Source organism: Pseudomonas sp. KH_050, assembly GCF_057838875.1.
In genome coordinates this window covers 2,050,001-2,075,616 of the sequence record NZ_CM174478.1, presented here as the reverse complement: position 1 = coordinate 2,075,616, position 25,616 = coordinate 2,050,001, and the positions used below count along the sequence as shown (strand labels likewise).

Annotated in this window: 19 protein-coding genes, 2 rRNA genes and 1 pseudogene (1 of these 22 cut by a window edge); 14 read left to right on the top strand and 8 right to left on the bottom strand. The window is 59.1% G+C overall.

Annotated features, from left to right (window positions below):
• The first annotated feature begins 62 nt into the window (after positions 1-62).
• From AC3IUA_RS09570 to AC3IUA_RS09535, 8 genes are all read left to right on the top strand, one after another.
• Positions 63-1,835, top strand: coding sequence for an acyl-CoA dehydrogenase C-terminal domain-containing protein (locus AC3IUA_RS09570; protein WP_489360324.1), 1,773 nt, complete (start codon positions 63-65; stop codon positions 1,833-1,835).
• A 124-nt stretch (positions 1,836-1,959) separates the two neighbouring features.
• The gene (locus AC3IUA_RS09565; RefSeq protein WP_489360322.1) at positions 1,960-3,228 is read left to right on the top strand and encodes an OprD family porin; all 1,269 of its coding nucleotides are present in this window, start codon (positions 1,960-1,962) and stop codon (positions 3,226-3,228) included.
• Positions 3,229-3,409: 181 nt separating this feature from the next.
• Positions 3,410-3,931 (top strand): polyhydroxyalkanoate synthesis repressor PhaR, encoded by a 522-nt coding sequence (gene phaR / locus AC3IUA_RS09560; protein WP_489360320.1) that lies wholly within the window; start codon positions 3,410-3,412, stop codon positions 3,929-3,931.
• A 213-nt stretch (positions 3,932-4,144) separates the two neighbouring features.
• Positions 4,145-4,474 (top strand): cupin domain-containing protein, encoded by a 330-nt coding sequence (locus tag AC3IUA_RS09555; protein ID WP_489360318.1) that lies wholly within the window; start codon positions 4,145-4,147, stop codon positions 4,472-4,474.
• A gap of 184 nt (positions 4,475-4,658) precedes the next feature.
• The gene (locus tag AC3IUA_RS09550) at positions 4,659-5,528 is read left to right on the top strand and encodes a c-type cytochrome (RefSeq protein ID WP_489360316.1); all 870 of its coding nucleotides are present in this window, start codon (positions 4,659-4,661) and stop codon (positions 5,526-5,528) included.
• Between the two features lie 15 nt (positions 5,529-5,543).
• Complete coding sequence (locus tag AC3IUA_RS09545) at positions 5,544-6,914, top strand: cbb3-type cytochrome c oxidase subunit I (RefSeq protein ID WP_489360314.1); 1,371 nt, start codon at positions 5,544-5,546, stop codon at positions 6,912-6,914.
• Positions 6,914-7,744, top strand: a complete 831-nt coding sequence (locus tag AC3IUA_RS09540) for a CbbQ/NirQ/NorQ/GpvN family protein (protein ID WP_489360312.1) — start codon at positions 6,914-6,916, stop codon at positions 7,742-7,744. Before AC3IUA_RS09545 ends, AC3IUA_RS09540 begins: the two co-directional genes overlap by 1 nt.
• Positions 7,745-9,766 (top strand): nitric oxide reductase activation protein NorD, encoded by a 2,022-nt coding sequence (locus tag AC3IUA_RS09535; protein ID WP_489360310.1) that lies wholly within the window; start codon positions 7,745-7,747, stop codon positions 9,764-9,766.
• Between the two features lie 90 nt (positions 9,767-9,856).
• Here the strand turns inward: AC3IUA_RS09535 and phaP are convergent, their stop codons facing one another.
• Positions 9,857-10,444: a TIGR01841 family phasin gene (gene phaP, locus AC3IUA_RS09530; RefSeq protein WP_489360308.1), complete on the bottom strand. Its 588-nt coding sequence runs from the start codon at positions 10,442-10,444 to the stop codon at positions 9,857-9,859.
• A gap of 251 nt (positions 10,445-10,695) precedes the next feature.
• On the opposite strand from phaP, the gene AC3IUA_RS09525 reads away from it, so the two are divergent.
• Positions 10,696-13,602 (top strand): DUF3141 domain-containing protein, encoded by a 2,907-nt coding sequence (locus tag AC3IUA_RS09525; protein WP_489360306.1) that lies wholly within the window; start codon positions 10,696-10,698, stop codon positions 13,600-13,602.
• Between the two features lie 21 nt (positions 13,603-13,623).
• On the opposite strand, the gene AC3IUA_RS09520 is transcribed toward AC3IUA_RS09525, so the two are convergent.
• The gene (locus AC3IUA_RS09520; RefSeq protein WP_489360304.1) at positions 13,624-14,664 is read right to left on the bottom strand and encodes an AraC family transcriptional regulator; all 1,041 of its coding nucleotides are present in this window, start codon (positions 14,662-14,664) and stop codon (positions 13,624-13,626) included.
• Between the two features lie 282 nt (positions 14,665-14,946).
• Here AC3IUA_RS09520 and phbB point away from each other — a divergent pair, with 282 nt between their 5' ends.
• The 3 genes from phbB (at position 14,947) to phaC (ending at position 18,810) form a co-directional block, all read left to right on the top strand.
• Positions 14,947-15,693: an acetoacetyl-CoA reductase gene (phbB, locus tag AC3IUA_RS09515; protein WP_489360302.1), complete on the top strand. Its 747-nt coding sequence runs from the start codon at positions 14,947-14,949 to the stop codon at positions 15,691-15,693.
• A 65-nt stretch (positions 15,694-15,758) separates the two neighbouring features.
• Complete coding sequence (locus AC3IUA_RS09510; RefSeq protein WP_489360300.1) at positions 15,759-16,937, top strand: acetyl-CoA C-acetyltransferase; 1,179 nt, start codon at positions 15,759-15,761, stop codon at positions 16,935-16,937.
• A gap of 163 nt (positions 16,938-17,100) precedes the next feature.
• Positions 17,101-18,810 (top strand): class I poly(R)-hydroxyalkanoic acid synthase, encoded by a 1,710-nt coding sequence (gene phaC / locus AC3IUA_RS09505; RefSeq protein WP_489360298.1) that lies wholly within the window; start codon positions 17,101-17,103, stop codon positions 18,808-18,810.
• Between the two features lie 89 nt (positions 18,811-18,899).
• Here the strand turns inward: phaC and AC3IUA_RS09500 are convergent, their stop codons facing one another.
• Positions 18,900-19,334, bottom strand: coding sequence for a DUF1810 domain-containing protein (locus AC3IUA_RS09500; protein WP_489360296.1), 435 nt, complete (start codon positions 19,332-19,334; stop codon positions 18,900-18,902).
• Positions 19,335-19,364: 30 nt separating this feature from the next.
• Positions 19,365-20,186 carry an aldo/keto reductase gene (locus AC3IUA_RS09495; protein WP_489360294.1) on the bottom strand — a complete coding sequence of 274 codons (822 nt, stop codon included), beginning with the start codon at positions 20,184-20,186 and terminating at the stop codon, positions 19,365-19,367.
• Positions 20,187-20,374: 188 nt separating this feature from the next.
• Here AC3IUA_RS09495 and AC3IUA_RS09490 point away from each other — a divergent pair, with 188 nt between their 5' ends.
• Positions 20,375-20,788, top strand: a complete 414-nt coding sequence (locus tag AC3IUA_RS09490; protein WP_489360292.1) for a DoxX family protein — start codon at positions 20,375-20,377, stop codon at positions 20,786-20,788.
• 418 nt (positions 20,789-21,206) lie between these two features.
• On the top strand, positions 21,207-21,722 hold the full coding sequence (locus AC3IUA_RS09485; RefSeq protein WP_489360290.1) for an HvfX family Cu-binding RiPP maturation protein: 516 nt from the start codon (positions 21,207-21,209) through the stop codon (positions 21,720-21,722).
• A gap of 667 nt (positions 21,723-22,389) precedes the next feature.
• Here the strand turns inward: AC3IUA_RS09485 and AC3IUA_RS09480 are convergent.
• The 4 genes and pseudogenes from AC3IUA_RS09480 to AC3IUA_RS09465 all read right to left on the bottom strand — a co-directional run.
• Positions 22,390-22,599, bottom strand: coding sequence for a hypothetical protein (locus tag AC3IUA_RS09480; protein ID WP_489360288.1), 210 nt, complete (start codon positions 22,597-22,599; stop codon positions 22,390-22,392).
• 490 nt (positions 22,600-23,089) lie between these two features.
• Positions 23,090-23,341: pseudogene (locus tag AC3IUA_RS09475) on the bottom strand (Lrp/AsnC ligand binding domain-containing protein); the annotation flags it as partial.
• Between the two features lie 165 nt (positions 23,342-23,506).
• Positions 23,507-23,622, bottom strand: a 5S ribosomal RNA gene (rrf, locus tag AC3IUA_RS09470).
• Between the two features lie 178 nt (positions 23,623-23,800).
• Positions 23,801-25,616, bottom strand: a 23S ribosomal RNA gene (locus AC3IUA_RS09465) (it continues 1,076 nt past the right edge of the window).

Sequence of the window (25,616 nt, the reverse complement as noted above, 5' to 3'; positions counted from 1 at the left end):
GGGCACGGTCCGCTCCAGCGGCATCGTGCCCATCGCACAACCGTCACAACGAGGTTCACGTTATGCCCCAGTTCAATGCCCCACTGCGCGACATGCGCTTTGTCCTGCATGAAGTGTTCGACGCCCCGGCCTTGTGGGCGCGCCTGCCAGCCCTGGCCGACAGTGTCGATGCGGCCACCGCGGAGGCGATTATCGAAGAAGCGGCAAAAGTCACCTCCCACCTGATCGCCCCATTGAACCGCAGCGGCGACGAGGAAGGCGCCCAGTGGAACGAGGGTCAGGTCAGCACCCCTGTCGGTTTCAAGGAGGCCTATGCCACCTACATCGAGGGCGGCTGGGTGGGGCTTTCCGGTAACCCGGAGTTCGGCGGCATGGGCATGCCGAAGATGCTCGCCGTGCAGTTCGAAGAAATGCTTTATGGCGCCAACTCCAGCTTCGCCCTGTACTCGGCATTGAGTTCCGGTGCCTGCCTGGCGATCGATGCCCACGCCAGCGAAGAGCTGAAAAATCTCTACCTGCCGCCGATGTACGAAGGTCGCTGGGCGGGTTCCATGTGCCTGACCGAAGCCCATGCCGGCACCGATCTGGGGATCATCCGCACCCGCGCCGAACCCCGGGCCGACGGCAGTTTCAACATCACCGGCAGCAAGATTTTCATCACCGGTGGCGATCAGGACCTGACCGAAAACATCATCCACCTGGTGCTGGCCAAACTGCCCGATGCGCCAGCTGGTCCCAAAGGCATTTCGCTGTTTGTGGTGCCCAAGGTATTGATCAACGCCGACGGCTCCCTCGGCAATGCCAACGCCGTCAGCTGCGGCTCGATCGAACACAAGATGGGCATCAAGGCCTCGGCCACCTGCGTAATGAACTTCGACGGCGCCAGCGGCTGGCTGGTCGGTGAAGCCAACAAAGGCCTGGCGGCGATGTTCACCATGATGAACTACGAACGTCTGTCCATCGGCATTCAGGGGATCGGCTGCGCCGAAGCCTCCTACCAGAGCGCCGTCGTTTACGCTCGCGAGCGCATTCAGAGCCGCGCGCCGACCGGTGCGATCGCCAAGGACAAGATCGCCGACCCGATCATCGTCCACCCGGATGTGCGCCGCATGCTGCTCGGTATGAAAGCCATGACCGAAGGTGGCCGCGCGTTTGCCAGCTACGTCGGGCAACAGCTGGACCTGGCGAAGTTTTCCGACGATGCGCAAGAACGCGACAGCGCCCAGACCCTGGTCGCGCTGCTCACTCCCGTTGCCAAGGCGTTCTTTACCGACACTGGGCTGGAAAGCTGCATCAACGGCCAGCAGGTATTCGGCGGCCATGGCTACATCCGCGAATGGGGCCAGGAACAGTTGGTCCGCGACGTGCGTATTGCGCAGATCTACGAAGGCACCAACGGCATTCAGGCGCTGGACCTGCTCGGGCGCAAAGTGCTCGCCGATAACGGCGCCGCCCTGCGTCAGTTCACCGGCGAGATCCGTGCGTTCGCCAGTCAGCCTGATGTGACCTACGCCAAACCACTGCTCGACGCCGTGCACCGTCTGGAAAGCCTCAGCGACTGGCTGCAGGACCAGGCCGCGACCAACCGCAACGAAATCGGCGCCGCTTCGGTGGAGTATCTGCACCTGTTCGGCTACGTCGCCTACGCCTGGCTCTGGGCGCGCATGGCTCAGGTCGCCGAGAAAAAACGCAGTGAAGACGAAGCCTTTTATGGCGCGAAAATCGCCACCGCCGACTTCTACTTCAGTCGTCTGCTCCCACGGGTACTCACTCTGGAACAAAGCATCCGGGCTGGCAGTGCGTCGTTGTATGGCCTGAGCGCCGAACAGTTCTGACGACAAGACCTGTGGCGAGGGAGCAAGCTCCCTCGCCACAATTTCGAAGTATTACCCCGAATATCGAGCCCTGAAGCTCGATGCGGGAACCGCTACTCCATAATAAAAACAAAGGGGCTCCACCATGGACCGTAACACCCGCACACGCGTTACCCGGCTGCTGCTGGCCGGCGGCGTCATCGGCCTCTCGGCACCGGCTAGCGCCGAATTCATCAAGGACAGCAAGGCCGGCCTGGAGCTGCGCAACTTCTATTTCAACCGCGACTATCGCCAGGACAACGCCGCCCAATCCAGGCAAGAGGAATGGGCGCAGGGTTTCCTGCTGCGCTACGAGTCGGGCTTCACCGAAGGCACCCTGGGCGTGGGTTTCGACGCCATCGGCCTGGTCGGGGTAAAACTTGACTCCAGCCCCGATCGTGCCGGTTCCGGTTTGCTCAAACGCCACCGCGATGCTTCCAGGGGCGCCCAGGACGAGTACGGCGAACTGGGTCTGACCGCCAAGTTGCGTGCCTCCAAAAGCGTGCTGAAACTCGGCACCTTGCAGCCCAAGGTGCCGACCATTCTGGCCAACGACTCGCGGTTGTTGCCACAGACCTTCAAGGGCGGCCAGCTGACTTCGCTGGAGCTCGAAGGTTTGACCCTGGACGCCGGCCGGTTGACCCAGGTCAACCAGCGCGATTCCTCGGATTATCAGGACATGGCCATCACCACCACGGGCGTGAAGAACATCCGCACCCGCCACGTCAGCAGTGACAGCTTCGATTTCGCCGGCCTGAACTACAAGTGGAACAGCAACCTCAATACCGGCTACAGCTACGGCCATCTGGACACTATCTATAGCCAGCATATGGTCAACCTGACTTATGTCTTGCCGGTCGCCCAGGGGCAGTCGTTCAAGAGCGATCTGCGCTTTGCCCGCTCCACCGACGATGGCGGCAGCAACGTCGACAACCGGGCGCTGGGCGCGATGTTCACCTACAACCTTGGTGGTCACGCCCTCGGCCTCGGCTATCAGCAAATGAGCGGTGACACCGGCTTCGCCTACGTCAACGGCAGCGATGCATTCCTGGTGAACTTTGTGCAGATCGGCGACTTCGCCAGCAAGGACGAACAGTCCTGGCAGGCCCGCTACGACTACAACTTCGCCGCGATCGGCATTCCCGGTCTGACCTTCATGACCCGTTACATCAACGGCTCCGATATCGACCTGGGCAATAATCGCCCCGAGGGCAAGGAGTGGGAACGCGATACCGACATCGGTTATGTGTTCCAGAGCGGCACGCTGAAAAACCTCGGGGTGAAATGGCGCAACGCCACGGTGCGCTCGAGCAACTTCGGCAGCGACCTGGATGAAAACCGCCTGATCGTCAGCTATAGCCTGCCGATCTGGTAAGCGCACTTCGCGTCTCCAAAGGGGAACCCGCGTCGCTGACTTCCGGCCTCGCGGGTTGCACCCACAGCGTCTTTCACAACGCTGCCGAAAGCTGACGGCCCCCTCCCGCAACACCAAACCGCCGCCGTGCTCATAGTAGGTTAAGATGCCTGTAAATCAGGCTCGCTGTGAGTAGCCCCGCATGACAGATAACAGTCGGACCACCCGTCTGATCAAGAAATACCCGAATCGCCGGCTGTATGACACGCATACCAGCAGTCATCTGACCCTGGCGGATATACGGCAGCTGGTCGTCGATAAAATCCCCTTCGAGGTAGTCGACGCCAAGACTGGCGAAGACCTGACCCGAAGCATCCTGCTGCAGGTGATTCTGGAAGCCGAAAGTGGCGGTGAGCCGATATTCTCCATTGAGATGCTGATGGGGATCATCCAGTTCTACGGCCCCTACCAGGGCGTCCTCGGCAGCTACCTGGATAAAAGCATCCAGACGGTCATCGACGTCCAGTCGCAAACCGGCGCGCAGTCCTCCGAGGCCTGGAGCGAGTTCATGCACAAGCAGGCGCCGGTCATGCAGGATTTGATGCGTCAGTATGTCGACCAGTCCAAGGCCCTCTACCTGAACACTCAGAACCTCTTCGGTCTGTTCGGTGGCCCGCCCAGCCAGCCAGGGCCCGGCGGCGGACCGAAAAAAGACGATAAGTGAGTCATCCTGACTAACAAACGAAGCCGGCTGCACGTGCAGCCGGCTTCTTTTATTATTCTATTTTATTTATTCACCCCACTAACCCCCTGCCCCACGATCATTTCAATTTCATCTGTTACATAAATAATACAACAGGTTCAACTTCTTCCATTTTCTTGACAGTTATGCAAAGCCTACTACTCTCAAGCCTACTCAACTTGACGAACTGTAACCATGGCACTAAAACATGCGAAGTCGGGTGAGATCGTTAATATATACAGCGCCTATTCGCAAATACCCGAAACCAGATCCTTGGCCATTGTCAGTGCACCAGAAATCGAGGTCATCCGCCTCGTCCTGAACGCCGCAAAAGCCGTCCCGCAACACGCGCTGGACGGCCCGTTCACTCTGCACTGCCTCAAGGGCGCCGTCGAAGTAAAGACTGATGGCGACTGGCAGCCACTGGGGCCAGACGACTTGATCTACGTGGCGGCAGGCGTGTTGCATGAACTACGCGCCGTGGCGGATTCGATTGTATTGCTCACGCTCTTTCGACCGCGTTAACCGCGCCTACAGAGCAGTTTTCCAGGAACTTTACAACTGCACTTTCACCCCCGGGAGGCAGCCGTGCAAAAGGTCTTGAAGATAGCCAGCTTCGCAGTTCTCGCGCTGATGGTCGGCGCGGTCGTCTATGCCGGAGTTATCGGCATCACCTATTGGACCGGCATCGGCGTATAGAGAGTTCGCAATGAACAAACGTCAAACACGCTCGTTCGCGCTGATATCGACGGCCATCGCCGCGGTGGTATTTCTTGGCCTGACGGTCGACAGTCACCGGCAGTTTCCCACCCTGACCAATGCCGAGCAGATCACCCCGCAAGTCACCCGCGGCAAGGATGTCTGGCACGACTACAATTGCATCAACTGTCACACGCTGTTCGGTGAGGGCGCCTATTACGCCCCGGACCTGACGAAGATCTCCCAGCAGCGCGGCACCCCCTACCTCACCGCCTTCCTCAAGGACCCTTCGAAGTTCTACGACGAGCAGCGCCATCGCCGACTGATGCCGAACCTGAATATGGCCGATGGCGAAATTGCCGACCTGATCGCGTTCCTCGACTGGGTGAGCAAGGTCGACAATCAGGGCTGGCCACCGCGACCGATTCTGGTCACCGGTGCGTCGATTCCCGGCACGGACCTCACCGTGGCGCAGCAGAACGTTTCCGAAGCCAAAGAGTCCGGTGGCCTGCTGCCACCCGCTGCTCGCCCGGTTTCCGGCAAGGAAGATCCGATCGCCATGGGCGAGGCGCTGTTTCGCACCGCCTCGCCGGTCTGCAGCGCCTGCCACTCTATTGCCCCCGGGGTCAACCTGGCCGGGCCAACCCTCGCCGGACTGGCCAGCCGGGCGAAACAAGTCATCGCCTCCCCCGACTACAAGGGCAACGCCAAGGACGCCGAAGGCTTCATTCGCGAATCCATTGTCACGCCGAGCGCCTACCTGCATCCGGGCGCGATGTTTTCCGCGAACGGCATGTCCTTCATGCCGGACACCTTCGGCAAATCGCTGACACCCGAACAGATCGATCAACTGGTCGCCTATCTGGCTTCCTTCCAGTAACTGCAGGGGATGACCATGCGCTACAGATCTCAATCCGTCGCCTACTGGTATTTCGCCGTCGCCATGGTGCTGTTCGGCCTGCAACTGGTCTTCGGCCTGCTCTCGGCGGCGAAGTACCTGGGGCCGGACCCACTGCTGAACTTCCTGCCCTTCGATGTCACCAAGGCCATCCACACCAACCTGTTGATCGTCTGGGTGCTGACCGGCTTCATGGGCGCGACCTATTGGATGGTGCCGGACGAATCCCGCGGCGAGTTGTACAGCACCCGGTTGGCCTATATCCAGCTCGGGTTGTGGACGGCCATGGGCGTCACCGCCGTCCTTGGCTACCTGTTCGGTTATGGCACCGGGAACAAGTTGCTCGAACAGCCGCTGCCCCACAAGATCGTGATTGTGATCTGCATGCTGATGTTCCTCTACAACATCGGCATGACGATCAAGAAGGCCGGGCGCTTTACCGCCACCGAAGGGGTGCTGCTGCTGGGTCTGGCCAGCGCCGCCCTGCTCTATCTGCCGGCGCTGCTGCATTACGAGAACTACATCGTGTCGATCTACTACCGCTGGTGGACGATCCACCTGTGGGTCGAAGGTGTCTGGGAGATGATCCAGGGCGGCTTTCTCGCCTATCTGCTGATCAGGTTGTCCGGCGCTGACCGCGAGGTGATGGAAAAGTGGTTGTACGTGATTGTCGGCCTGGTGTTCATCGCCGGCATCCTTGGCACGGCACACCATTATTACTGGATCGGCGTACCCCATTACTGGCTGCCGCTTGGCGGCTTCTTCAGCGCGCTGGAACCGCTGGCGCTGATCGGCATGGCCGTCTATGCCTACAACGCGATGCGCCGCTCCGGTCTCTCTCATCCCAACAAACTGGCGTTGCACTGGACCCTGGGCAGCGCGGTGTTCACCATGTTCGGCGCCGGCCTGCTGGGGCTGGCCCACACCTTCCCCGACGTCAACAAGTGGACCCACGGCACCCTGATCACTGCCATGCACGGCCACGCAGCCTTCTATGGGGCTTATGCCATGATCATCCTGGCGATGATCACGTATGCCCTGCCAGGCATGACTCGACGCCCGGTGGAGGAAAGCGCCATCGGTTACTGGGCGTTCTGGCTGCAGCTGGGCGGGATGTTCGGCATGACCCTGTCATTCGCCACCTCGGGCATTGCCCAGGTCTACCTCGAGCGCATCCTCGGCATGGGCTATCTGGACGTGCAGTTGAAGATCCAGGTGCATTTCCTGATGCTGGTGGCGACCGCGTCGATGTTCTCTCTGGGTGTCGGGTTGTTCATCTACGATTTCTTCCGGCATGCGCCGGATTTCAGTATCGATGAAGTCGATCCGGCCGCGGTCACACCTCAAGCGTCAAGCGCAAGCTTGTGATGGATCCCTCGCTGACGACGCAGTGCCTGGCCGGCGGCGAACCCGCACTGCGGGAAGCCGAACCGTATTACCAGTCCTCGGGCGACGAGGTGGCGATCTTCGAACAATGCCATGCCCGGCAATTGGCGATCATGCTCAAAGGGCCGACCGGCTGTGGCAAGACCCGCTTCGTCGAACACATGGCCTGGCGCCTCAAGCGCCCGCTGATCACCATTTCCTGTCACGACGACCTGAGTGCCAGCGACCTCGTCGGGCGTTTCCTGATCGGGCATGAAGGCACCCATTGGGCGGAGGGGCCGTTGACTCGCGCGGTGCGCGAAGGCGCGATCTGTTATCTGGACGAGGTGGTCGAAGCACGGCAGGACACCATAGTCGTCCTCCACCCGCTGACCGACCACCGACGTATTCTGCCCCTGGACAAGATCGGCCAGATCCTCGACGCCTCTCCCCACTTCCAGCTGGTGGTGTCCTACAACCCCGGCTACCAACGCATCCTCAAGGATCTGAAACCGAGCACCCGACAGCGCTTCGTGGCACTGGATTTTGACTTCCCGCCGGCCGATCGCGAGATCGCCATTGTCATCCATGAAGGCGCAACCGACTACGCCACCGCCCACGCCCTGGTGACGCTCGCTCATCGTTTGCGTGCCCTGCAGGACCGCGGGCTGGCGGAGGTTCCGAGCACTCGCCTGTTGATCGCCACCGCACGCCTGATCACCAGCGGCATTGCCGCCCCCGCCGCCTGTCGGGCGGCGCTGATCTCGCCGCTGTCCGATGACGCGGTGCTGGTTGCCGCCATGCGCGACCTCGTCGACCTGACGTTCATCTAGATGGCCGAAGCCGAGGACCTGATCACCGATGTCGCGCGGCATGCCACGGTGTATGCCCAGGCGTTGTGGCGCCGTCACCAGGGCCCCTCGGACCATGCGAAAACAGTCAGCCTGAAGGATGTCGCGCCACGCCTCGACCTGCTGATCAACGCGGTGTTCGGCAGCCATTATTCGCTGCGAGTCGCGCAACCGCCGTCACCGCCCACGCTGCTGAAAAAGCTTTTTGTGCCCGAGGAAAAACCCGGCCAGCACAGCGCCGTCCCGGCTACCGATGGCGTGCATATCTGGTTGCCGGGGCAACTGGACGACGACGATGCGCCATTCGCCCTGGAACGTTACCGGACCCTCGCCTTGCAGCAGGCGATGCGCGCCCGGCGTGGCAGTGCCGCGGCGTTGTCCGCCATCGACAACCCGCTGCAGCGCAGCCTCTATCAGCTCCTCGAAGCCTGGGCTGCCGACACTGATCTGGTCCGCCAGTTGCCGGGGCTGGCGGCGTCGATCCACGGCTTGCGCAAACATGCCTTGGCCGCCCGCCCGCCCCTCGACGTTTTCCCCAGCCAGCGCCGGCCCCTGGAAAGTTTCCTTCGTTTGCTGCTGCGCAGTGAATGCGCTCAGTCGCTGGAGGGCCTGTCGATACCTGCCACAACGGCCGACTCACTGCGCCAGTCAGCAGCCCTTGCGGAACGTCTGATACCGCTCGACGAACCGCAACGGCCTGGCGCTCATCGATTGTTGCTCGATGCCTGGACCGGCGATCTGCGCTCACCGACAACGCGTGAGGAGTTGCCGGGCTTGCCGGGCGAAATCGACAACGCCGATACCCTGCCCCGCAGCGCCCGCCTCCCGCGCCGACCGAATGTGCGCGAAGCCCGTGCAGACGAAGACGAGGATCAGCAACCGGGCCTGTGGATGGTGCAACCGGCCCAGCCGCTGGAACATGCTGAAGACCCCATGGGCATGCAGCGTCCTGCAGACCGGGACGCGGAAATTCCCGCGGCTGATTTCGCCGATTCACTGTCAGAGTTGAACGAAGCCCGGCTGGTGGTCACGCCAGGTCAGCCAAAGGAAGTGCTGCTCTGCGACGACCCGCCGCAAACTCACGTTCGACGTGGCGCGCAGAACCCGGCAAACGGGCCGATCACTTACCCCGAATGGGATTACCGCAGCCAGGCCTACCGCGATCCAGGCGCAACCCTGCAGCTGTGTGTTGCCCAGCCAGGCCCGCAGCAATGGGTCGAGCAAACCCTGAAAACTCACCGTTCAATGCTCGATGCCATCCGCCAGCAATTTGAAAGGTTGCGCGCCCGCCGCGTCAGGCTGCACAAACAATTGGATGGCGACGATATCGATCTGCAAGCCTGTATCGACGGCTGTGCCGAGGCCCGTGCCGGCCTGGACATGCCCCAGGCGCTGTATCAGAGCCAGCGCCGGACCCGGCGCGACATGGCGATCATGTTGCTGATCGACGTCAGCGGTTCCACCGACGGCTGGATCTCCCACCATAGGCGAATCATTGACGTCGAACGCGAGGCTTTGCTGCTGGTCTGCCTGGCGCTGGAGAGCATGGGCGAACCTTATAGCGTGCTGGCATTCTCCGGCGAAGGGCCGCAGAGGGTCACGGTACGGATGCTCAAGGCATTCGATGAGCGCTACAGCACCGAGGTCGGTCGGCGCATTGCCGCACTCGAACCGGAACGCTACACCCGGGCGGGTGCCGCCATCCGTCACGCCAGCACCTTGCTGATGCGTGAAGCCGCCAGCCACCGCCTGCTATTGCTGATCTCCGACGGCAAGCCTAACGATGTTGACCAGTACGAGGGCCGCTATGGCGTGGAAGACATGCGCCAGGCCGTGACCGAAGCCAAACTGCAAGGCATCTATCCCTTCTGTTTGACCATTGACTGCCAGGCGGCGAACTACCTGCCTGCGGTATTCGGCGCGCGACAATATGCCTTGCTGCCCAGACCTGAGCTGTTGCCCGGCGTGTTGCTGGAGTGGATCAAGCGGCTGGTAGCGGCCTGATGCCTGGGTAAACCGTCATCCGCCAGGCAAAAAAAACCGCAGGCGATGGAAGGGAATCCATCGCCTGCGGCCGGGTCTTGCTAGACGGTGTTACTTGTTGCCGCTTGATGCTTTGGTTGCTTCCGGAGCGGCTTTGCCAGCCGCTGCGGTCGCGTCGGTAGCGGCTTTGCTGGCAGCTTCGAAATTGCTCTGGGCAACGTCAGTAGCCTGTTTCACAGCTTTCTGGGCGCTTTCAAAGACGGTACCGGCATTGGCCAGCGACGTTTTGAATGCTGCTACAACTGGCTCGGAACCAGCAGGAGCATTTTTGCTGAACGCTTCAACGAACTCTTGAACCTGCTGAGTGCCCGCCGCAACCTGAGTTTCGGCCAGTTTGGCGATCTCCGACTGGGTGCCGACGATCAGCGCTTGCACCTGGCGGTTGAACTCGGCCAAGCGTTCGGCCTGTACATTAGGCTTGATAAAGGAAGCCTGCAGCTCGGCAAAACCTTGTGCATCACGTACCGCCAGCAGCTTGCGAACACCGTCGAAGTTTTCTTCGGTGGCGGTGCGCAATGCCTGGAACTGCAGCTGGCTGAGCTGTTCAACGCTGGCGAAGACTTTGCCGCTGATTTGCTGCAGCAGGTCGAGGTTGGCTTTCTGAGCGCTTTGCAGTTTTTCCGAATTAAAAAAAGTCATGTTGAAACTCCTGATTCTGGAAGGCCGACGTGGGCCTGAAGGCGCGATAGCGATCCTGCCGGTCATCGCGTTAGCCTTGATATTGCAGTGCACAAAAGTGTTTGGCAACCTTTTTATTTTGCACCGCAAAATAAACTTTGCTCCTCCCCCCTCTATTCGCTATAAACTCCATCACATCGAACGGCCAGCCAAGCCTCCTTGATAAAGAGCCCGGGCAGACCGCTTCCCATGTATGGAGTCAGGAGAGCACTATGGGCCAGCAAGATATTGTTGCATCGCAAGATGAAGGGCATTCCTCACCGCGCGGACTGCTTCAGCACCTGAATCATCTGCAGCGCCTCAATACCCAGAACGTCCTTGACGCCGTGCAGCAGCGCCAGGCAAAGACCTTCGCGCCTTTAAGCCAGGGTCAACTCAGACACCCCACACCCGAGGACTGGCAGGAATACTTCACCGACCTCAGCCAACGCAGCGTGCTGTTCTGGGACACCCTGCGCCAGCGCGGCGACAATACCCTGGCCCATGAAAGCGCCGGGTATCCGTTGCTGCTCAAGTTCGAGCATGAAACGCTGATCGCCGGCACCCACCTGCCGCACCCGGTCAATTACTCATTGTTGCGAATCCTTCCCCGGCCAGGGCAGAAAGTCGACAGCAACAGCCAGCCAGTGATCATCATTGATCCACGCGGCGGCCACGGCTCGGGCATTGGCGGCTTCAAACAGGATTCGGTGCTCGGCGAAAGCCTCAGAGCCGGCCACCCGACCTATTTCATTTCTTTCAGTCACGCACCTGCCCCCGGTCAAACCCTGGCGGATATCTCCGAAGCCCAGGCCCGGTTCATCGAACGGGTCAGTGCCCTGCATCCCGACAGCGGCAAACCGGTGGTGATCGGCAATTGCCAGGCCGGCTGGGCGCTGATGGGATTGGCGGCAACCCGTCCGGAATTGCCGGGCTTGATCATCGTCAACGGCGCGCCTTTGTCGTACTGGGCCGGGGTCAATGGACGCAACCCGATGCGTTATACCGGTGGCCTGCTGGGTGGCGGCTGGATGACTCGCCTGGGCAGCGACCTGGGCAACGACCGCTTCGACGGTACCTGGCTGGTCAGCAATTTCGAGAACCTCGACCCGGCCAACACCTATTGGGGCAAGTACTACCAGCTGTTCACCCAGATCGACAGCGAGGCTGCGCGCTTCCTTGACTTCGAACGCTGGTGGAGTAGCCCGACGCTGCTCAATGGCGAAGAAATCGAGATGATCGTCGACGACCTGTTCATCGGCAACCAGCTGTCTGGCGGTCTCGGGCGCAAGAGCAGCGGGCTTGACCTGAAACGGATCGAAGTACCGGTGGTGGTGTTCTGCTCCTATGGGGACAACATCACCCCACCGCAACAGGCGCTGAACTGGATCACCGATGTCTATCCCAGCGATCTTGCGTTGCATGACGCCGGGCGCACCATCGTCTACCTGCGGCACGCCAGCATCGGTCACCTGGGGATCTTCGTTTCCGGCAAGGTCGCCCGACGCGAACATCGTGAGTTGCTCGGCGCGGTCGAGGCCATCAATGCCTTGCCAGCCGGGCTGTATGAACTGCTGATCGACGATCTGCCTGCCCCGCCAGGCAGCGCGGCAGACGCGAAATACCGCGTGCGTTTCGAAGCGAGGAAAATCGCCGATATCCATGCTGATAGCGAGCCACCGCGCGATGACGATCGCGAATTCGCCCTGGTAGAGCGCGCCTCGGAAATCAACAGCAGGCTTTACGACAGCTTCGTCCGTCCATGGCTGCGTCAGCTGATCAACGAGCCGGCTGCCGAACTGATACGCAGGGCCCATCCCTTCCATCAACAACGGGTGTGGTGGAGCAGCCTGAACCCGGCACTCTGGTGGCTGCCAGGCAGTGCCCGCCAAGTGCGCAGCGAACGTCGCCCCGCAGCCCAGGACAACCCGTTGCTGGCCTGGCAGGCACTGTTCTCCAATCAGATACAGGACGCACTGGACGCTTTTCGCGATGTGCGTGACGCCACTCAGGAGCTGTTTTTCTACAGCGTTTATGGCGCATTGAGCAGCCTTGGCGGCAACCCGTCCGGGCGCAATCTCCAGGAACATGCCGAGCTGCAGGATCAGGCCCTGATCGAACGCCTGCAGACGGCGCTGCCCGAAGGCGGCCCGTTGCAAGCCCTGGTGCGGATTCTCTTTTTGCTGGCCCGCGACAGCGACCAGGCAGGCAAGGACAGTATCGAGCAACTGATCCAGCAGGTGCATGTCCTGGTCCAGGACTACAGCGCCGAGCCCGCTGCTCTTCGCGAAGCCATACGCTTGCAGAACCTGCTGGTGTTTGCCCACCCGCAAGAAAGTTTGCGCACCCTGCCCCTGCTGCTTCCAGACGCAGCGACACGCCAGCAGGTGCTCTGCGCCGTCGGGGTGTTAATGCCTGAACTGCTGACCACTGGCGTTGAAGGCGACCTCTGGCGCGAGCTGCACGCGCTGCTCGAAGTTCCCTTGCCAGGTTTCAGCCTGAGCCAACCGTCCAGTGAAGCCGATGCCCAACAGACGCCGACAGCGCTGAAGCCATCGCCGATCGTGGCGGCGCCGCCAGCAGAAGTCGCTGCGCCAGAGGTCGAACAAGCCGCGCCTGTCGCGCCGAGCGTGGTGCCTGTCAAAGCCAAAACCAGTAAACCGAAGATTCAGCGCGCCAAGGCCAGCACCACTGCACCAGTGAAATCCCAGGCCAAGAACCCTACAGCCGTGACATTGCCAGACGCTGAAACACCACCACAGGTGCCAGTGGCCACCCCTGCCAAAAATCCTCCAGCCGTGGCATTGCCAGACGCTGAAACACCGCCATCGGTGTCAGTGCCTGCCCCTGCCAAAAATCCTTCAGCCGTGGCATTGCCAGACGCTGAAACACCGCCATCGGTGTCAGTGCCTGCCCCTGCCAAAAATCCTTCAGCTGTGACATTGCCAGACGCTGCAACACCGCCACCGGTGCCAGTGGCTGCCCCTGCCCCTGCCAGGAACCCTCCGGCCGTGACATTACCGATCGCTGCAACTGAACCACCGGTGCTGGTGCCTGCCCCCGCCACCACGGATACAGCGCCAGCACCCAAGGGCAAGGGCAAGGGCAAAAAAGCCGTCAAAAGGACCAAGCCGCAATGATCCCCCCGTGCCGGTGCCGGGTCAGACCGGCACTGCTTGCCCGATCCGAAACGACGACTCATCGACTCGATACTGACCGGGGGTCATGCCGAACCAGCGGATGCAGGCCTTGTGGAAACTGCTGTGATCGTGGAAGCCGAGCAGGTAAGTCACATGCTTCATATTGAAATGGGAATGGCGCAGGTAGAAGTCGGCCAACTGCCGACGCACATCGTTGAGGACATCCTTGAACTGCGTGCCATCCTTCTCGAGCGCCCGTTGCAGCGTTCGCTTGCTGAGATTCAGTGCGGCCGCAATCGACTCCATATCACACTGGCCTTGCCCCTGACTCAGGCGCTCGGTGATCAATGCACGAATCCTGCACACGATGGTGAAGCCGTACAACAGTTCCAGCTGGGCTTCGGCAAAGCTGTCATGGAGCATGGCCAATTTCTCGTTGGCCATGCTCAACGGGCGCAGAAGCTCCTGGCCATCGAACAGAATGCTGTCATAGGCCGCCCCAAAACGCAGCTGACAGCCAAACAGCCGATGATGCTCCGAAAGGTCTTCAGGTTCGGGGTAGGTGAATTCGATACTCAGCGGTTGCGGCGACTTACCGCCGGTCAGCCAGCGGCAGAAACCCAGCAGCGAACCAAGGCTGGCATCGGTGTACTGCCGGGGCTTGATCGAACCCCGCTGCTGATGATCAAGCGCGGCAAGGCGGAAATGTTGCTGCTCCTGGACAAAGAACATGCTGAAGCCAGTGCCGATCAACGGGCTGAAACGAACCAGGCGTTCGAGGGCCTTTTTCAGGTTCAAGCTGGACATCATGGTGTAGCCAACGATCTGAAAAATACCCGGATGGAAGTTTTCGTAGGCCTTCAATCCAATGTTCGAATCGCCGGAGGCCTGAGCCGCCAGATCCCATAGACGGTAGATAGCGCTTCGCTCGCAGAATGATCCTGGTGTATCCGCGAGTGTTAAATCAAGTCCGACCTCTTGACTCAGACTGGCGACATCCAGTCCTTGGGCCGAAAGCGTATTTGCCAGCACGCTGGCATAGCCTGAACTCATTCTATACATAGCGTCCTCAATGACTTGTGGAACCAAACATCCTGTCTAGAGCCATTATTGACCTGTGCGAATGAATATAAACCATGTTGAACCTATGTGAACCCTTCGTTTAGTTTTAAGTCCTGAGCGGCAGTATAGCCGCTGAACGTTTCAGTTTTTTTTTAGTGCAAGAGCACAATGCCACCATGGCACCGGAGGACATCAATCAGTCACCTTCAAACACTTCCTCTGTTCCCGCCAATCCCGAACAATCCTTCACATCTTGCAACGCAAAACAAAGGGAAGGCGCGTATGAAGTCGGTTGGTCGTATTGCATTGGTAACAGGTGGTATGGGTGGCATTGGCACAGCAATCAGCCAACGCCTGTTCAAGGAAGGGTTCAAAGTCATTGTCGGCTGCAGTGCAAATTCAAGCCGAAAAGACGCCTGGATGGCAACTCAACTGGCAGCTGGCTATCAATTCGAATGCGTCGAAACCGACATTACCGACTGGGAATCGACCCGCAAAGCCTTTGAAATGGTACGGGAACACTTCGGCCCAATCGACGTACTGGTCAACAATGCCGGCATCACTCGTGACGCATCTTTCCGCAAGCTGACCCCGGAAGACTGGAACGCGGTGATCGGGACCAACCTGAACAGTTTGTTCAACACCTCCAAGCAAGTCATTGAAGGCATGCTGTCCAAGGGCTGGGGGCGGATCATCAACATCTCGTCGATCAACGGCCAGCGTGGCCAGTTCGGTCAGACCAACTACTCGGCAGCCAAGGCCGGCATCCATGGTTTCACCATGGCACTGGCTCGGGAAGTTTCCGGCAAGGGCGTGACTGTCAACACCGTCTCCCCGGGCTACATCCAGACCGACATGACCGGGGCAATCCGCAAAGACATTCTGGACGGCATGATTGCCGGCATTCCGGTCGGCCGTCTTGGTCAGCCTGAAGAAATCGCTTCGATCGTGGCCTGGCTGGCCAGCGATGAATCTGCCTACAGCACCGGTGCCGACTTCTCGGTAAACGGCGGCATGAACATGCAGTAACCCCATCAGGGCATGGATGCCCTGGTCCTGTTCGATGAATCTTGTCTAATTCAATGAGGTCACGCATGAACGAAGTCGTAATCCTTGCCGCTACTCGTACCGCCATCGGCAGTTTTCAAGGCGCTTTGGCCGCGATTCCCGCGACCGAACTGGGTGCTGCAGTGATTCGTCGTCTGCTGGAGCAGACGGGTATCGACGCTGCGCAAATTGATGAAGTGATCCTCGGCCAGGTACTGACTGCCGGCGCAGGGCAAAATCCGGCACGCCAGACTGCGGTCAAGGCCGGTTTGCCACATACCACCCCTGCCCTGACCCTGAACAAGGTCTGCGGCTCCGGTCTCAAGGCGGTCCAGCTCGCAGTCCAGGCGATCCGTTGCGGCGACGCCGAGTTGATCATCGCTGGCGGCCAGGAAAACATGAGCCTGGCTCCCTATGTTCTGCCCAAGGCCCGCACCGGCCTGCGCATGGGCCATGCGCAACTGCAGGACAGCATGATCCAGGACGGTCTGTGGGATGCCTTCAACGATTACCACATGGGCATCACCGCTGAGAATCTGGCGCAGAAGTACGAGATCTCCCGTGAAGCACAGGATGCTTTCGCTGCCGCTTCGCAACAGAAGGCTGCCGCGGCCATCGAAGGCGGGCGTTTCCAGAGCGAGATCACGCCGATCCTGATTCCTCAGCGCAAGGGCGAACCGCTGGTCTTCGACACCGACGAACAGCCGCGTGTCGATAGCACCGCCCAAGCCTTGGCGCAACTCAAGCCGGCATTCAAGAAAGACGGCAGCGTGACCGCTGGCAACTCTTCGACGCTCAACGATGGCGCGGCCGTGCTGTTGCTGGCCAGTGCCGCTAAAGCAGAAGCGCTGGGTCTTCCAGTACTGGCACGAATCAAAGCCTACGCCAGCGCCGGTGTCGACCCATCGATCATGGGCATCGGCCCAGTCCCGGCTACCCGCCTGACCCTGCAAAAGGCCGGCTGGAGCGTCGACGACCTGGACCTGATCGAAGCCAACGAAGCCTTCGCCGCCCAGGCGCTGGCGGTGGGCAAAGAGATGGGTTGGGACACCGACAAGGTCAACGTCAACGGCGGCGCGATCGCCCTCGGCCATCCAATCGGCGCGTCAGGTGCACGGATCCTCGTGTCGCTGGTGCACGAACTGGTCCGTCGTGATGGCAAGAAGGGTCTGGCGACCTTGTGCATCGGTGGCGGACAAGGCGTCGGCCTGGCTATCGAGCGCTAGTCAACGCCTGATCAACGACCAATTGCGCGGGGTCTGGAATCCTCGCTCCGCGCATCTGGCTGGAGTCAACAGTACTGCCCTCCTTACCTACTGTCGCTGCGCCGCACTCCGGCGCGGCGCGGCTTTTTTTCTGCCCTGCTTATCTGCGTGGGCAAGGAGCTCTATGGACAGCAATGCGCAAACCTTCAACACCTATTGGTCAGGCCAGGTGCCCTTCATCGCTTCCTTTGCGGTGCAACAATTGCGATTGTGGGTCAGCACCAATCCGTGGTTTTCCGGGCATGATCACAACGCCTGGTTCGACCTGCCGGGTGAAACCCTGGACACTCTCCAGGCCGACTACCAGGTCCAGTGGGGCCAACTCGGCCAACAGCTGCTGACCGGCAAGCCCTTCAGCTTCGATGACCGACGTTTTGCCAGCGGCAACTGGAGCGAGCCCTTTTTCGGCTCCCTCGCCGCCTTTTACCTGCTCAACTCCAGTTTTATGCTGAAACTGCTCGATAAATTGCTGATCAAGGATCAGAAGCCGCGCCAGCGCCTGCGCTACCTGGTCGAGCAAGCCATCGCCGCCAGTGCGCCGAGCAATTTCCTGACCAGCAACCCTGATGCGCTCGAGCGTATCGTCCAGACCCAGGGTGCCAGCCTGTTAAGCGGTCTGTTGCACATGGCCAGCGACATGAAAGAAGGCAAGATGCGTCAGTGCGACAGCAGCGCCTTCAAGGTTGGCGTCGACCTGGCCAACACCCCCGGCGAGGTGGTCTTCGAGAATGAACTGTTCCAGCTCATTCAGTACTACCCGCAAAGTGAAACCCAGTACCAGCGCCCGGTATTCGTCGTACCGCCGTCGATCAACAAGTACTACATCCTTGACCTGCGCCCGGACAACTCGATGGTCCGCCATCTGCTGGACCAGGGACATCCGGTGTTCATGATGTCCTGGCGCAACTTTGACGAAGAGACCGCCGGCACTACCTGGGAAGAACTGATTCAGAACGGGGTGATCAAGGCCCTGCAAGTGACTCGGGAAATCAGTGGCCAACCGCGCCCCAATTGCGTGGGTTTCTGCATCGGTGGCACGCTGTTGAGCACTGCGCTGGCGGTACTCGCGGCACGCGGCGACAAAGAGATCGGCAGCGTGAGCCTGTTGACCACCTTCCTTGACTACGTCGACACCGGCCCCATCGACATCTTCGTCGACGAGAAAATGGTCGCCTACCGAGAGCGCACCATCGGCGGCCTGAATGGCCCCGTCGGCGTGTTCAAGGGCGAGGACATGGGCAATACCTTCTCGCTGCTGCGCCCCAACGAGCTGTGGTGGAACTACAACGTCGACAAATACCTCAAGGGACAAAAGCCGATCCCGCTCGACCTGCTGTTCTGGAACAACGACAGCACCAACCTTCCCGGCCCGATGTACTGCTGGTACCTGCGCCACACTTATCTGCAGAACGATCTGAAATCGGGCGAACTGGAGTGCGCTGGAGTCAAGGTTGATCTGAGTGCGATTGACGCGCCCGCCTACTTCCTCGCCACCCATGACGATCACATCGTGCCGTGGAGAAGCGCTTTTGCCGGGACCAACCTGCTCTCCGGGAGCAAGCGTTTTGTACTGGGCGCTTCCGGGCATATCGCCGGGGTGATCAATCCTCCCGCCAAGGAGAAACGCCATTACTGGACCAACAATCGGGTCACGAAAAACCCCGACACCTGGTTCAAGAATGCCGAACAGCATCCCGGTAGCTGGTGGAATGACTGGTTCGCCTGGCTGGCGGGTCACGCCGGTGAGCGTCAGGCTGTGGTGAAGCAGGTCGGCACTGACAATTACCCGCCTCTGGAACCCGCTCCAGGCCGTTATGTAATGAACCAAGCCTAGGCTTTGGTGAACCGTGCCCGATAATCGCTTCGGGTAACGCACAGCCTTGCCGACTTCGTCGGCAAGGCTGACACCGGACAATTGATCCGCTAGACCAGCGACAGCGTTCGCTGATCGGCATGGCCGGCGAAATACTGGTCCAGCGCGCTACGAAAAATACTGCCATCGGCCGCGACGAGGTCGAACAGGGTCATGCAGGAATGGAACTTCATGTGATCCGGCGTTCCGAATATCGACTGGATCGAAGACCCCTGCAGTTGCGTCACCAAGCGGGTACAGCTTTCCAGGCGTGGACCCAGCAGCGAATGCTGAAGATACGCAGTGGCCTCTTCCAGCGAAGTAATGGCGAAATATTTGGACATGTCGCTGTGCCCCAGGCCGGCGTATTGCGGGAAGACAAACCACATCCAGTGGCTGCGCTTGTGGCCGTTGCGCAGTTCGGCTTGTACTCGATCAAAAACCGGGTTCTGCGCTTGCACGAAGCGCTGCAGAGAAAACGGATCGATGCTGTCGGTGCTTCTCATCTCGGCACACCTCAAGGCTCGGGGGTTGGTTCAGACCATCGCCAATGGATGCTTGCGTTTAGGCGCGCAGAACACCCGGTCGATCGCCTGCAAGTCTTCTGCGTCGAGCGTCAATCCGGCCGCGGCGGCATTCAACCGGACATGCTCGAGCTTGATAGCCTTGGGAATGGCAATCACCCCTTGCTGGCGCAGCACCCAGGCCAACGCCACCTGGGCCGTGGTCACCTCATGGCGATTGGCGATGTGCTTGAGCGTCGGGCTGCTCAGCAGTTCTCCCCCCTGGGCAATCGGGCAGTACGCCATCAGCGGCAGGTTGTGCTGCTGCCACCAGGGCAGCAGGTCGAATTCAATGCCACGCTGTTCGACGTTGTAGAGCACCTGATTGGTCGCGCAGGCCGGTGAGGCCAGTTCCTGCAGATCCGCCACGTCAAAATTGGAGACACCCCAACGCCTGATCTTGCCCGCTTCGCGCAAGCGCTCGAAGGCCTCGACCGTTTCCTCAAGGGGATACTGGCCGCGCCAATGCAACAGGTACAGGTCGAGATGGTCGGTACCCAGGCGTTTCAGACTCGCCTCGCACGCGCGGGGGACGCCTTTGCGACTCGCATTGTGCGGGTAGACCTTACTGACCAGAAACACCCGGTCCCGCTGGCCACGGATCGCTTCGCCAACCACCTCCTCCGCACCGCCCTCGGCGTACATTTCCGCCGTATCGATCAGGTTCATGCCCAATTCGATGCCCGATTGCAACGCGGCCACCTCATGGGCGCGCTGCTGCGGATCTTCGCCCATGCGCCAGGTCCCCTGGCCAATGACAGGGACCGATACTCCGGCCAGATCGAGCATGCGCATGGCTACCTCCTGCAGACATTCGGCGAATACTCATGTGGCAGTGAATAAGCGAAGAGGTTCAATTCCGGGTGTGACACGCACCATTGAAGAGCAGATTAACCATCAGCTGCTAGTGTTAAGCCTACCGCGCAAGGCTTCCTGACCCGTCGTGCTTGCGCCTCCTCTCTAACGTCCACAGGTGGAACACCATGCGATATACCCTGTTCGAGAATCAGAGAAACGAGATCATCCTGCTTGCACGCATTATGTTGATGATTCTGTTCATCATGTCTGGCTGGAACAAGATGACCAACTTCGACGGCACGGTTGGCTACATGACCTCACTCGGCGCGCCCTTGCCCATGGTTGCCGCAGCCATTGCAGTGATCATGGAGTTCTTTGTCGCGATCCTGCTCGTGCTGGGCTTCTATACCCGCCCGCTGGCCTTTCTCTTTGCCTTGTTCGTACTCGGTACCATACTGATCGCGCATCGCTTCTGGACGATGGTCGAACCGCAACGGGCGGCCAACACGATCCAGTACTTCAAGAACCTCAGCATCATGGGCGGCATGCTGTTGTTGGTTGTTACCGGTGCGGGCAAGTATTCGATCGATGGCCGATAGCGGCCGTGTTGGTCATTCGCAACAGCCTCCTGCATCGGCGGTACCGTGAATTACCGTCGATGCTGGATCTAGGTTTTATGCTGAAGACGTCCTGATCCTCGACGTAAAGCCCGTGCCGATTGATGAGACGAGCGTCGCCCCGCAGATTGCCTTGCGAGTTCGGCGTCACCATGGGGGTGTTCCTCTTTCCTTAGAGACGCCGAGTCTACCTCGCCCGCTCATGGGAAGCGCAATCCTGCGCGAAGGCGGACCCTGAGTATGTATCACACTGTGTACAGCTGCCATCGCGACACATCAGCTCCACTTTAGCTCCCTCGACAGACACACGCCGGATACACCGGCACGGTCAACTACGCCTGTCGATTCGGGGCGCAGTGCCTGCGTCCAGCACCTCACTGGTTCAACGGAGTTCAAGCCCATGCACACCAACCTCTCATCAACCTTGAAGGGACTACACTTTAACCTTGATCGAGTTGGCAGCTGGATCGCGCCGCTCAGCCTGCGAGTCTTTCTGGCCTGGGAATTTTTCGAGTCGGGACTGGAAAAGTGGAACGGTGAAAACTGGTTCGCGGACATTCAGAACGCTTTTCCCTTTCCCTTTAACCATGTTCCGGCCGCGTTGAACTGGGAACTGTCGCTGTGGGCAGAGTTGATCTGCGCCATCGCCCTGCTGGTGGGTCTGGGAACACGTTTCTCGGCCCTCGTCTTGATGGTGGTCACGGCGGTGGCGACCGCCGCCGTTCACTGGCCAGCCGATTGGTCGACCTTAAGCGAGCTGGCCCAGGGTTATTCCATCAGCAACAAAGGCCACGGCAACTTCAAACTGCCCTTGATCTATCTCGCAGCACTCCTGCCGCTGCTGCTCACGGGCGCCGGCAAACTGAGCCTGGATGCGCTGCTGGAACACTGCAGCTGGCGTCGGCAAACACGCTGAAGCGGCTGCATTTCGCTAGCAAACGGCAATCTTTTCTGCTGACACCGCCAAGATCAAAGGATCGCAGCCTGCGGCAGCTCCTACAGGGGATTGCAGACACCCCTACCCTTGCAGGTGCACGCGGTCGGCGTAGGAGCTGGCGCAGCCTGCGATCTTTTCTGCGAACACCACCATCGCAAAATCAAAAGATCGCAGCCTGCGGCAGCGCCTACGGAGGTTTGCAGACACCCCTACCCTTGCAGGTGCACGCGGTCGGCGTAAGAGCTGGCGCAGCCTGCGATCTTTTCTGCGAACACCACCATCGCAAGATCAAAAGATCGCAGCCTGCGGCAGCTCCTACGGAGGTTTGCAGACACCCCTACCCTTGCAGGTGCACGCGGTCGGCGTAGGAGCTGGCGCAGCCTGCGATCTTTTCTGCGGACACCACCATCGCAAGATCAAAAGATCGCAGCCTGCGGCAGCTCCTACGGAGGATTGCAGACACCCCTACCCTTGCAGGTGCACGCGGTCGGCGTAGGAGCTGGCGCAGCCTGCGATCTTTTCGGCGAGCGCCACACATCCCGAGATGCCGCGAAGACGTAGCTCTGGCAGACACATTAAAAACCCGGCTTTCGCCGGGTTATCTGTTTCAGGAGCAGCCATCAGCATTCAACTGCGTGGCATTCAGTCATTTCAAACCTGGCCCTGGCTCTTCAGCGGCATACCTGCTGAAGCCGTTCTCTGCCAGCACCGGTAATGCCCCCCTGCCCGCCAATGGCGTCAGCTGGAAACAGATGCCGCTGTCACAGCGATGGTTTTCACTGGCGGCATTGGCATGGACCGCAGCGCCGGCCAGGGAAAATACGATCGAGGTCAAATAGCTTTTAAGGTTTTTCATGGGATTCATCCTGGTTTCAAAGCAAGGCTGGAAGGGAAATGGACGACAGGAGATTCAGCCCACTTCGGCGTAGAAGGCTTTCAAGTTCATGGTCACTCCTCGGGTCTTCAATAGGTTGATCTCTCAATGGAGCCGAGGCGTGTCGCATTGCCTCGATGGAGCCTATTGAATGCCCTTGAGGTATCCCGAATGTGTCGAAAATTACCGCCGGTTAGATCACCAGGTATCCAGCTGGCGCCTGGATACACGCAGATACATTCCGCCGGAAAAAACCTGCTTTGCGCCGCTGTTTGTACGCAAATCCACTGATCGGGTTTCCCGGCGCAGCGGATGTTGAATCAGCAAAACGGCGGCAGATCCGTAAAGATCCATCGCCGTTTCGCTGCGTCATGCTCTATGGCTGGTAGCTATCGCCGTTAAGCAATGGCCATCCGATACAAACGACGGGGCCATTTTCAAAGGCTGAAGGGGGGGAAACGCTGACCCACTGTCAGTGGTCAGGTATAGGAATAAATCTGGATTGCTTTACCGACTTGAACGAGAAGCTCGAATACATCTCCTTCACTCCGGGCAATGTTTGCAGAACCTCTCTTGCAAACTCGCCAAATGACTCCAGGTCCTTGGCCACCACTTCAAGCAAAAAATCATATCGCCCGGAAACGTTATGACAGGTAACAATCTCGGGAATTTCCAACAGCCGTTTTTCAAAGTTTCGCGCACTGTCTTTCGAATGCGAGCTCAGGCAAGCAATGAATTTGAAATAGCGAACTGTAGGAGCAGCCGGTCGACGCTCGATTGCTGCGATGGCGATCTCGAGGACGCCATCGCGAACCAGCTGGACGCCTACAAATCGCGCGCAAAAACAAAACCCCTACCTGCAGATGCAGATAGGGGTTTTGGAATTTAATCTTGACGATGACCTACTCTCACATGGGGAAACCCCACACTACCATCGGCGATGCATCGTTTCACTGCTGAGTTCGGGATGGGATCAGGTGGTTCCAATGCTCTATGGTCGTCAAGAAATTCGGTAGCCGGGTCGTCTTCTCTTGCGAGATCACGCTCCAGCGAATGGGTATGTAATAGATTTGTGCTGCTTTTGTGAGTGGTGCAAACTTTCGACTGTTGCGTCTTCACACACCGCAATCTGGCGCCCCTTTTTGTTTCCAATTCAGGGATCAACAAATTGCTTGGGTGTTATATGGTCAAGCCTCACGGGCAATTAGTATTGGTTAGCTCAACGCCTCACAGCGCTTACACACCCAACCTATCAACGTCGTAGTCTTCGACGGCCCTTCAGGGGACTCAAGGTCCCAGTGAGATCTCATCTTGAGGCTAGTTTCCCGCTTAGATGCTTTCAGCGGTTATCTATTCCGAACATAGCTACCCGGCAATGCCACTGGCGTGACAACCGGAACACCAGAGGTTCGTCCACTCCGGTCCTCTCGTACTAGGAGCAGCCCCTCTCAAATCTCAAACGTCCACGGCAGATAGGGACCGAACTGTCTCACGACGTTCTAAACCCAGCTCGCGTACCACTTTAAATGGCGAACAGCCATACCCTTGGGACCGGCTTCAGCCCCAGGATGTGATGAGCCGACATCGAGGTGCCAAACACCGCCGTCGATATGAACTCTTGGGCGGTATCAGCCTGTTATCCCCGGAGTACCTTTTATCCGTTGAGCGATGGCCCTTCCATACAGAACCACCGGATCACTAAGACCTACTTTCGTACCTGCTCGACGTGTCTGTCTCGCAGTCAAGCGCGCTTTTGCCTTTATACTCTACGACCGATTTCCGACCGGTCTGAGCGCACCTTCGTACTCCTCCGTTACTCTTTAGGAGGAGACCGCCCCAGTCAAACTACCCACCATACACTGTCCTCGATCCGGATAACGGACCTGAGTTAGAACCTCAAAGTTGCCAGGGTGGTATTTCAAGGTTGGCTCCACGCAGACTGGCGTCCACGCTTCAAAGCCTCCCACCTATCCTACACAAGCAAATTCAAAGTCCAGTGCAAAGCTATAGTAAAGGTTCACGGGGTCTTTCCGTCTAGCCGCGGATACACTGCATCTTCACAGCGATTTCAATTTCACTGAGTCTCGGGTGGAGACAGCGCCGCCATCGTTACGCCATTCGTGCAGGTCGGAACTTACCCGACAAGGAATTTCGCTACCTTAGGACCGTTATAGTTACGGCCGCCGTTTACCGGGGCTTCGATCAAGAGCTTCGCGTTAGCTAACCCCATCAATTAACCTTCCGGCACCGGGCAGGCGTCACACCCTATACGTCCACTTTCGTGTTTGCAGAGTGCTGTGTTTTTAATAAACAGTCGCAGCGGCCTGGTATCTTCGACCGGCATGAGCTTACGGAGCAAGTCCTTCACCCTCACCGGCGCACCTTCTCCCGAAGTTACGGTGCCATTTTGCCTAGTTCCTTCACCCGAGTTCTCTCAAGCGCCTTGGTATTCTCTACCCAACCACCTGTGTCGGTTTGGGGTACGGTTCCTGGTTACCTGAAGCTTAGAAGCTTTTCTTGGAAGCATGGCATCAACCACTTCGCTAACTAAAAGTTAGCTCGTCATCAGCTCTCGGCCTTAAGATCCCGGATTTACCTAAGATCTCAGCCTACCACCTTAAACTTGGACAACCAACGCCAAGCTGGCCTAGCCTTCTCCGTCCCTCCATCGCAATAACCAGAAGTACAGGAATATTAACCTGTTTTCCATCGACTACGCTTTTCAGCCTCGCCTTAGGGACCGACTAACCCTGCGTCGATTAACGTTGCGCAGGAAACCTTGGTCTTTCGGCGTGGGTGTTTTTCACACCCATTATCGTTACTCATGTCAGCATTCGCACTTCTGATACCTCCAGCAAGCTTCTCAACTCACCTTCACAGGCTTACAGAACGCTCCTCTACCGCATCACCTAAGTGATACCCGTAGCTTCGGTGTATGGTTTGAGCCCCGTTACATCTTCCGCGCAGGCCGACTCGACTAGTGAGCTATTACGCTTTCT

Excerpts from the sequence above, each read along its gene's own strand:
- AC3IUA_RS09510 (WP_489360300.1), top strand. The coding sequence starts at position 15,759 with ATGAACGAAGTCGTAATCCTTGCCGCTACTCGTACCGCCATCGGCAGT.
- AC3IUA_RS09540 (WP_489360312.1), top strand. The coding sequence starts at position 6,914 with ATGGATCCCTCGCTGACGACGCAGTGCCTGGCCGGCGGCGAACCCGCA.
- phaP (WP_489360308.1), bottom strand. The coding sequence starts at position 10,444 with ATGACTTTTTTTAATTCGGAAAAACTGCAAAGCGCTCAGAAAGCCAAC.
- phaC (WP_489360298.1), top strand. The coding sequence starts at position 17,101 with ATGGACAGCAATGCGCAAACCTTCAACACCTATTGGTCAGGCCAGGTG.
- AC3IUA_RS09495 (WP_489360294.1), bottom strand. The coding sequence starts at position 20,186 with ATGCGCATGCTCGATCTGGCCGGAGTATCGGTCCCTGTCATTGGCCAG.
- AC3IUA_RS09480 (WP_489360288.1), bottom strand. The coding sequence starts at position 22,599 with ATGAAAAACCTTAAAAGCTATTTGACCTCGATCGTATTTTCCCTGGCC.
- AC3IUA_RS09535 (WP_489360310.1), top strand. The coding sequence starts at position 7,745 with ATGGCCGAAGCCGAGGACCTGATCACCGATGTCGCGCGGCATGCCACG.
- AC3IUA_RS09525 (WP_489360306.1), top strand. The coding sequence starts at position 10,696 with ATGGGCCAGCAAGATATTGTTGCATCGCAAGATGAAGGGCATTCCTCA.
- AC3IUA_RS09555 (WP_489360318.1), top strand. The coding sequence starts at position 4,145 with ATGGCACTAAAACATGCGAAGTCGGGTGAGATCGTTAATATATACAGC.
- phaR (WP_489360320.1), top strand. The coding sequence starts at position 3,410 with ATGACAGATAACAGTCGGACCACCCGTCTGATCAAGAAATACCCGAAT.
- phbB (WP_489360302.1), top strand. The coding sequence starts at position 14,947 with ATGAAGTCGGTTGGTCGTATTGCATTGGTAACAGGTGGTATGGGTGGC.
- AC3IUA_RS09520 (WP_489360304.1), bottom strand. The coding sequence starts at position 14,664 with ATGTATAGAATGAGTTCAGGCTATGCCAGCGTGCTGGCAAATACGCTT.
- AC3IUA_RS09500 (WP_489360296.1), bottom strand. The coding sequence starts at position 19,334 with ATGAGAAGCACCGACAGCATCGATCCGTTTTCTCTGCAGCGCTTCGTG.
- AC3IUA_RS09490 (WP_489360292.1), top strand. The coding sequence starts at position 20,375 with ATGCGATATACCCTGTTCGAGAATCAGAGAAACGAGATCATCCTGCTT.
- AC3IUA_RS09565 (WP_489360322.1), top strand. The coding sequence starts at position 1,960 with ATGGACCGTAACACCCGCACACGCGTTACCCGGCTGCTGCTGGCCGGC.
- AC3IUA_RS09550 (WP_489360316.1), top strand. The coding sequence starts at position 4,659 with ATGAACAAACGTCAAACACGCTCGTTCGCGCTGATATCGACGGCCATC.
- AC3IUA_RS09570 (WP_489360324.1), top strand. The coding sequence starts at position 63 with ATGCCCCAGTTCAATGCCCCACTGCGCGACATGCGCTTTGTCCTGCAT.
- AC3IUA_RS09485 (WP_489360290.1), top strand. The coding sequence starts at position 21,207 with ATGCACACCAACCTCTCATCAACCTTGAAGGGACTACACTTTAACCTT.
- AC3IUA_RS09545 (WP_489360314.1), top strand. The coding sequence starts at position 5,544 with ATGCGCTACAGATCTCAATCCGTCGCCTACTGGTATTTCGCCGTCGCC.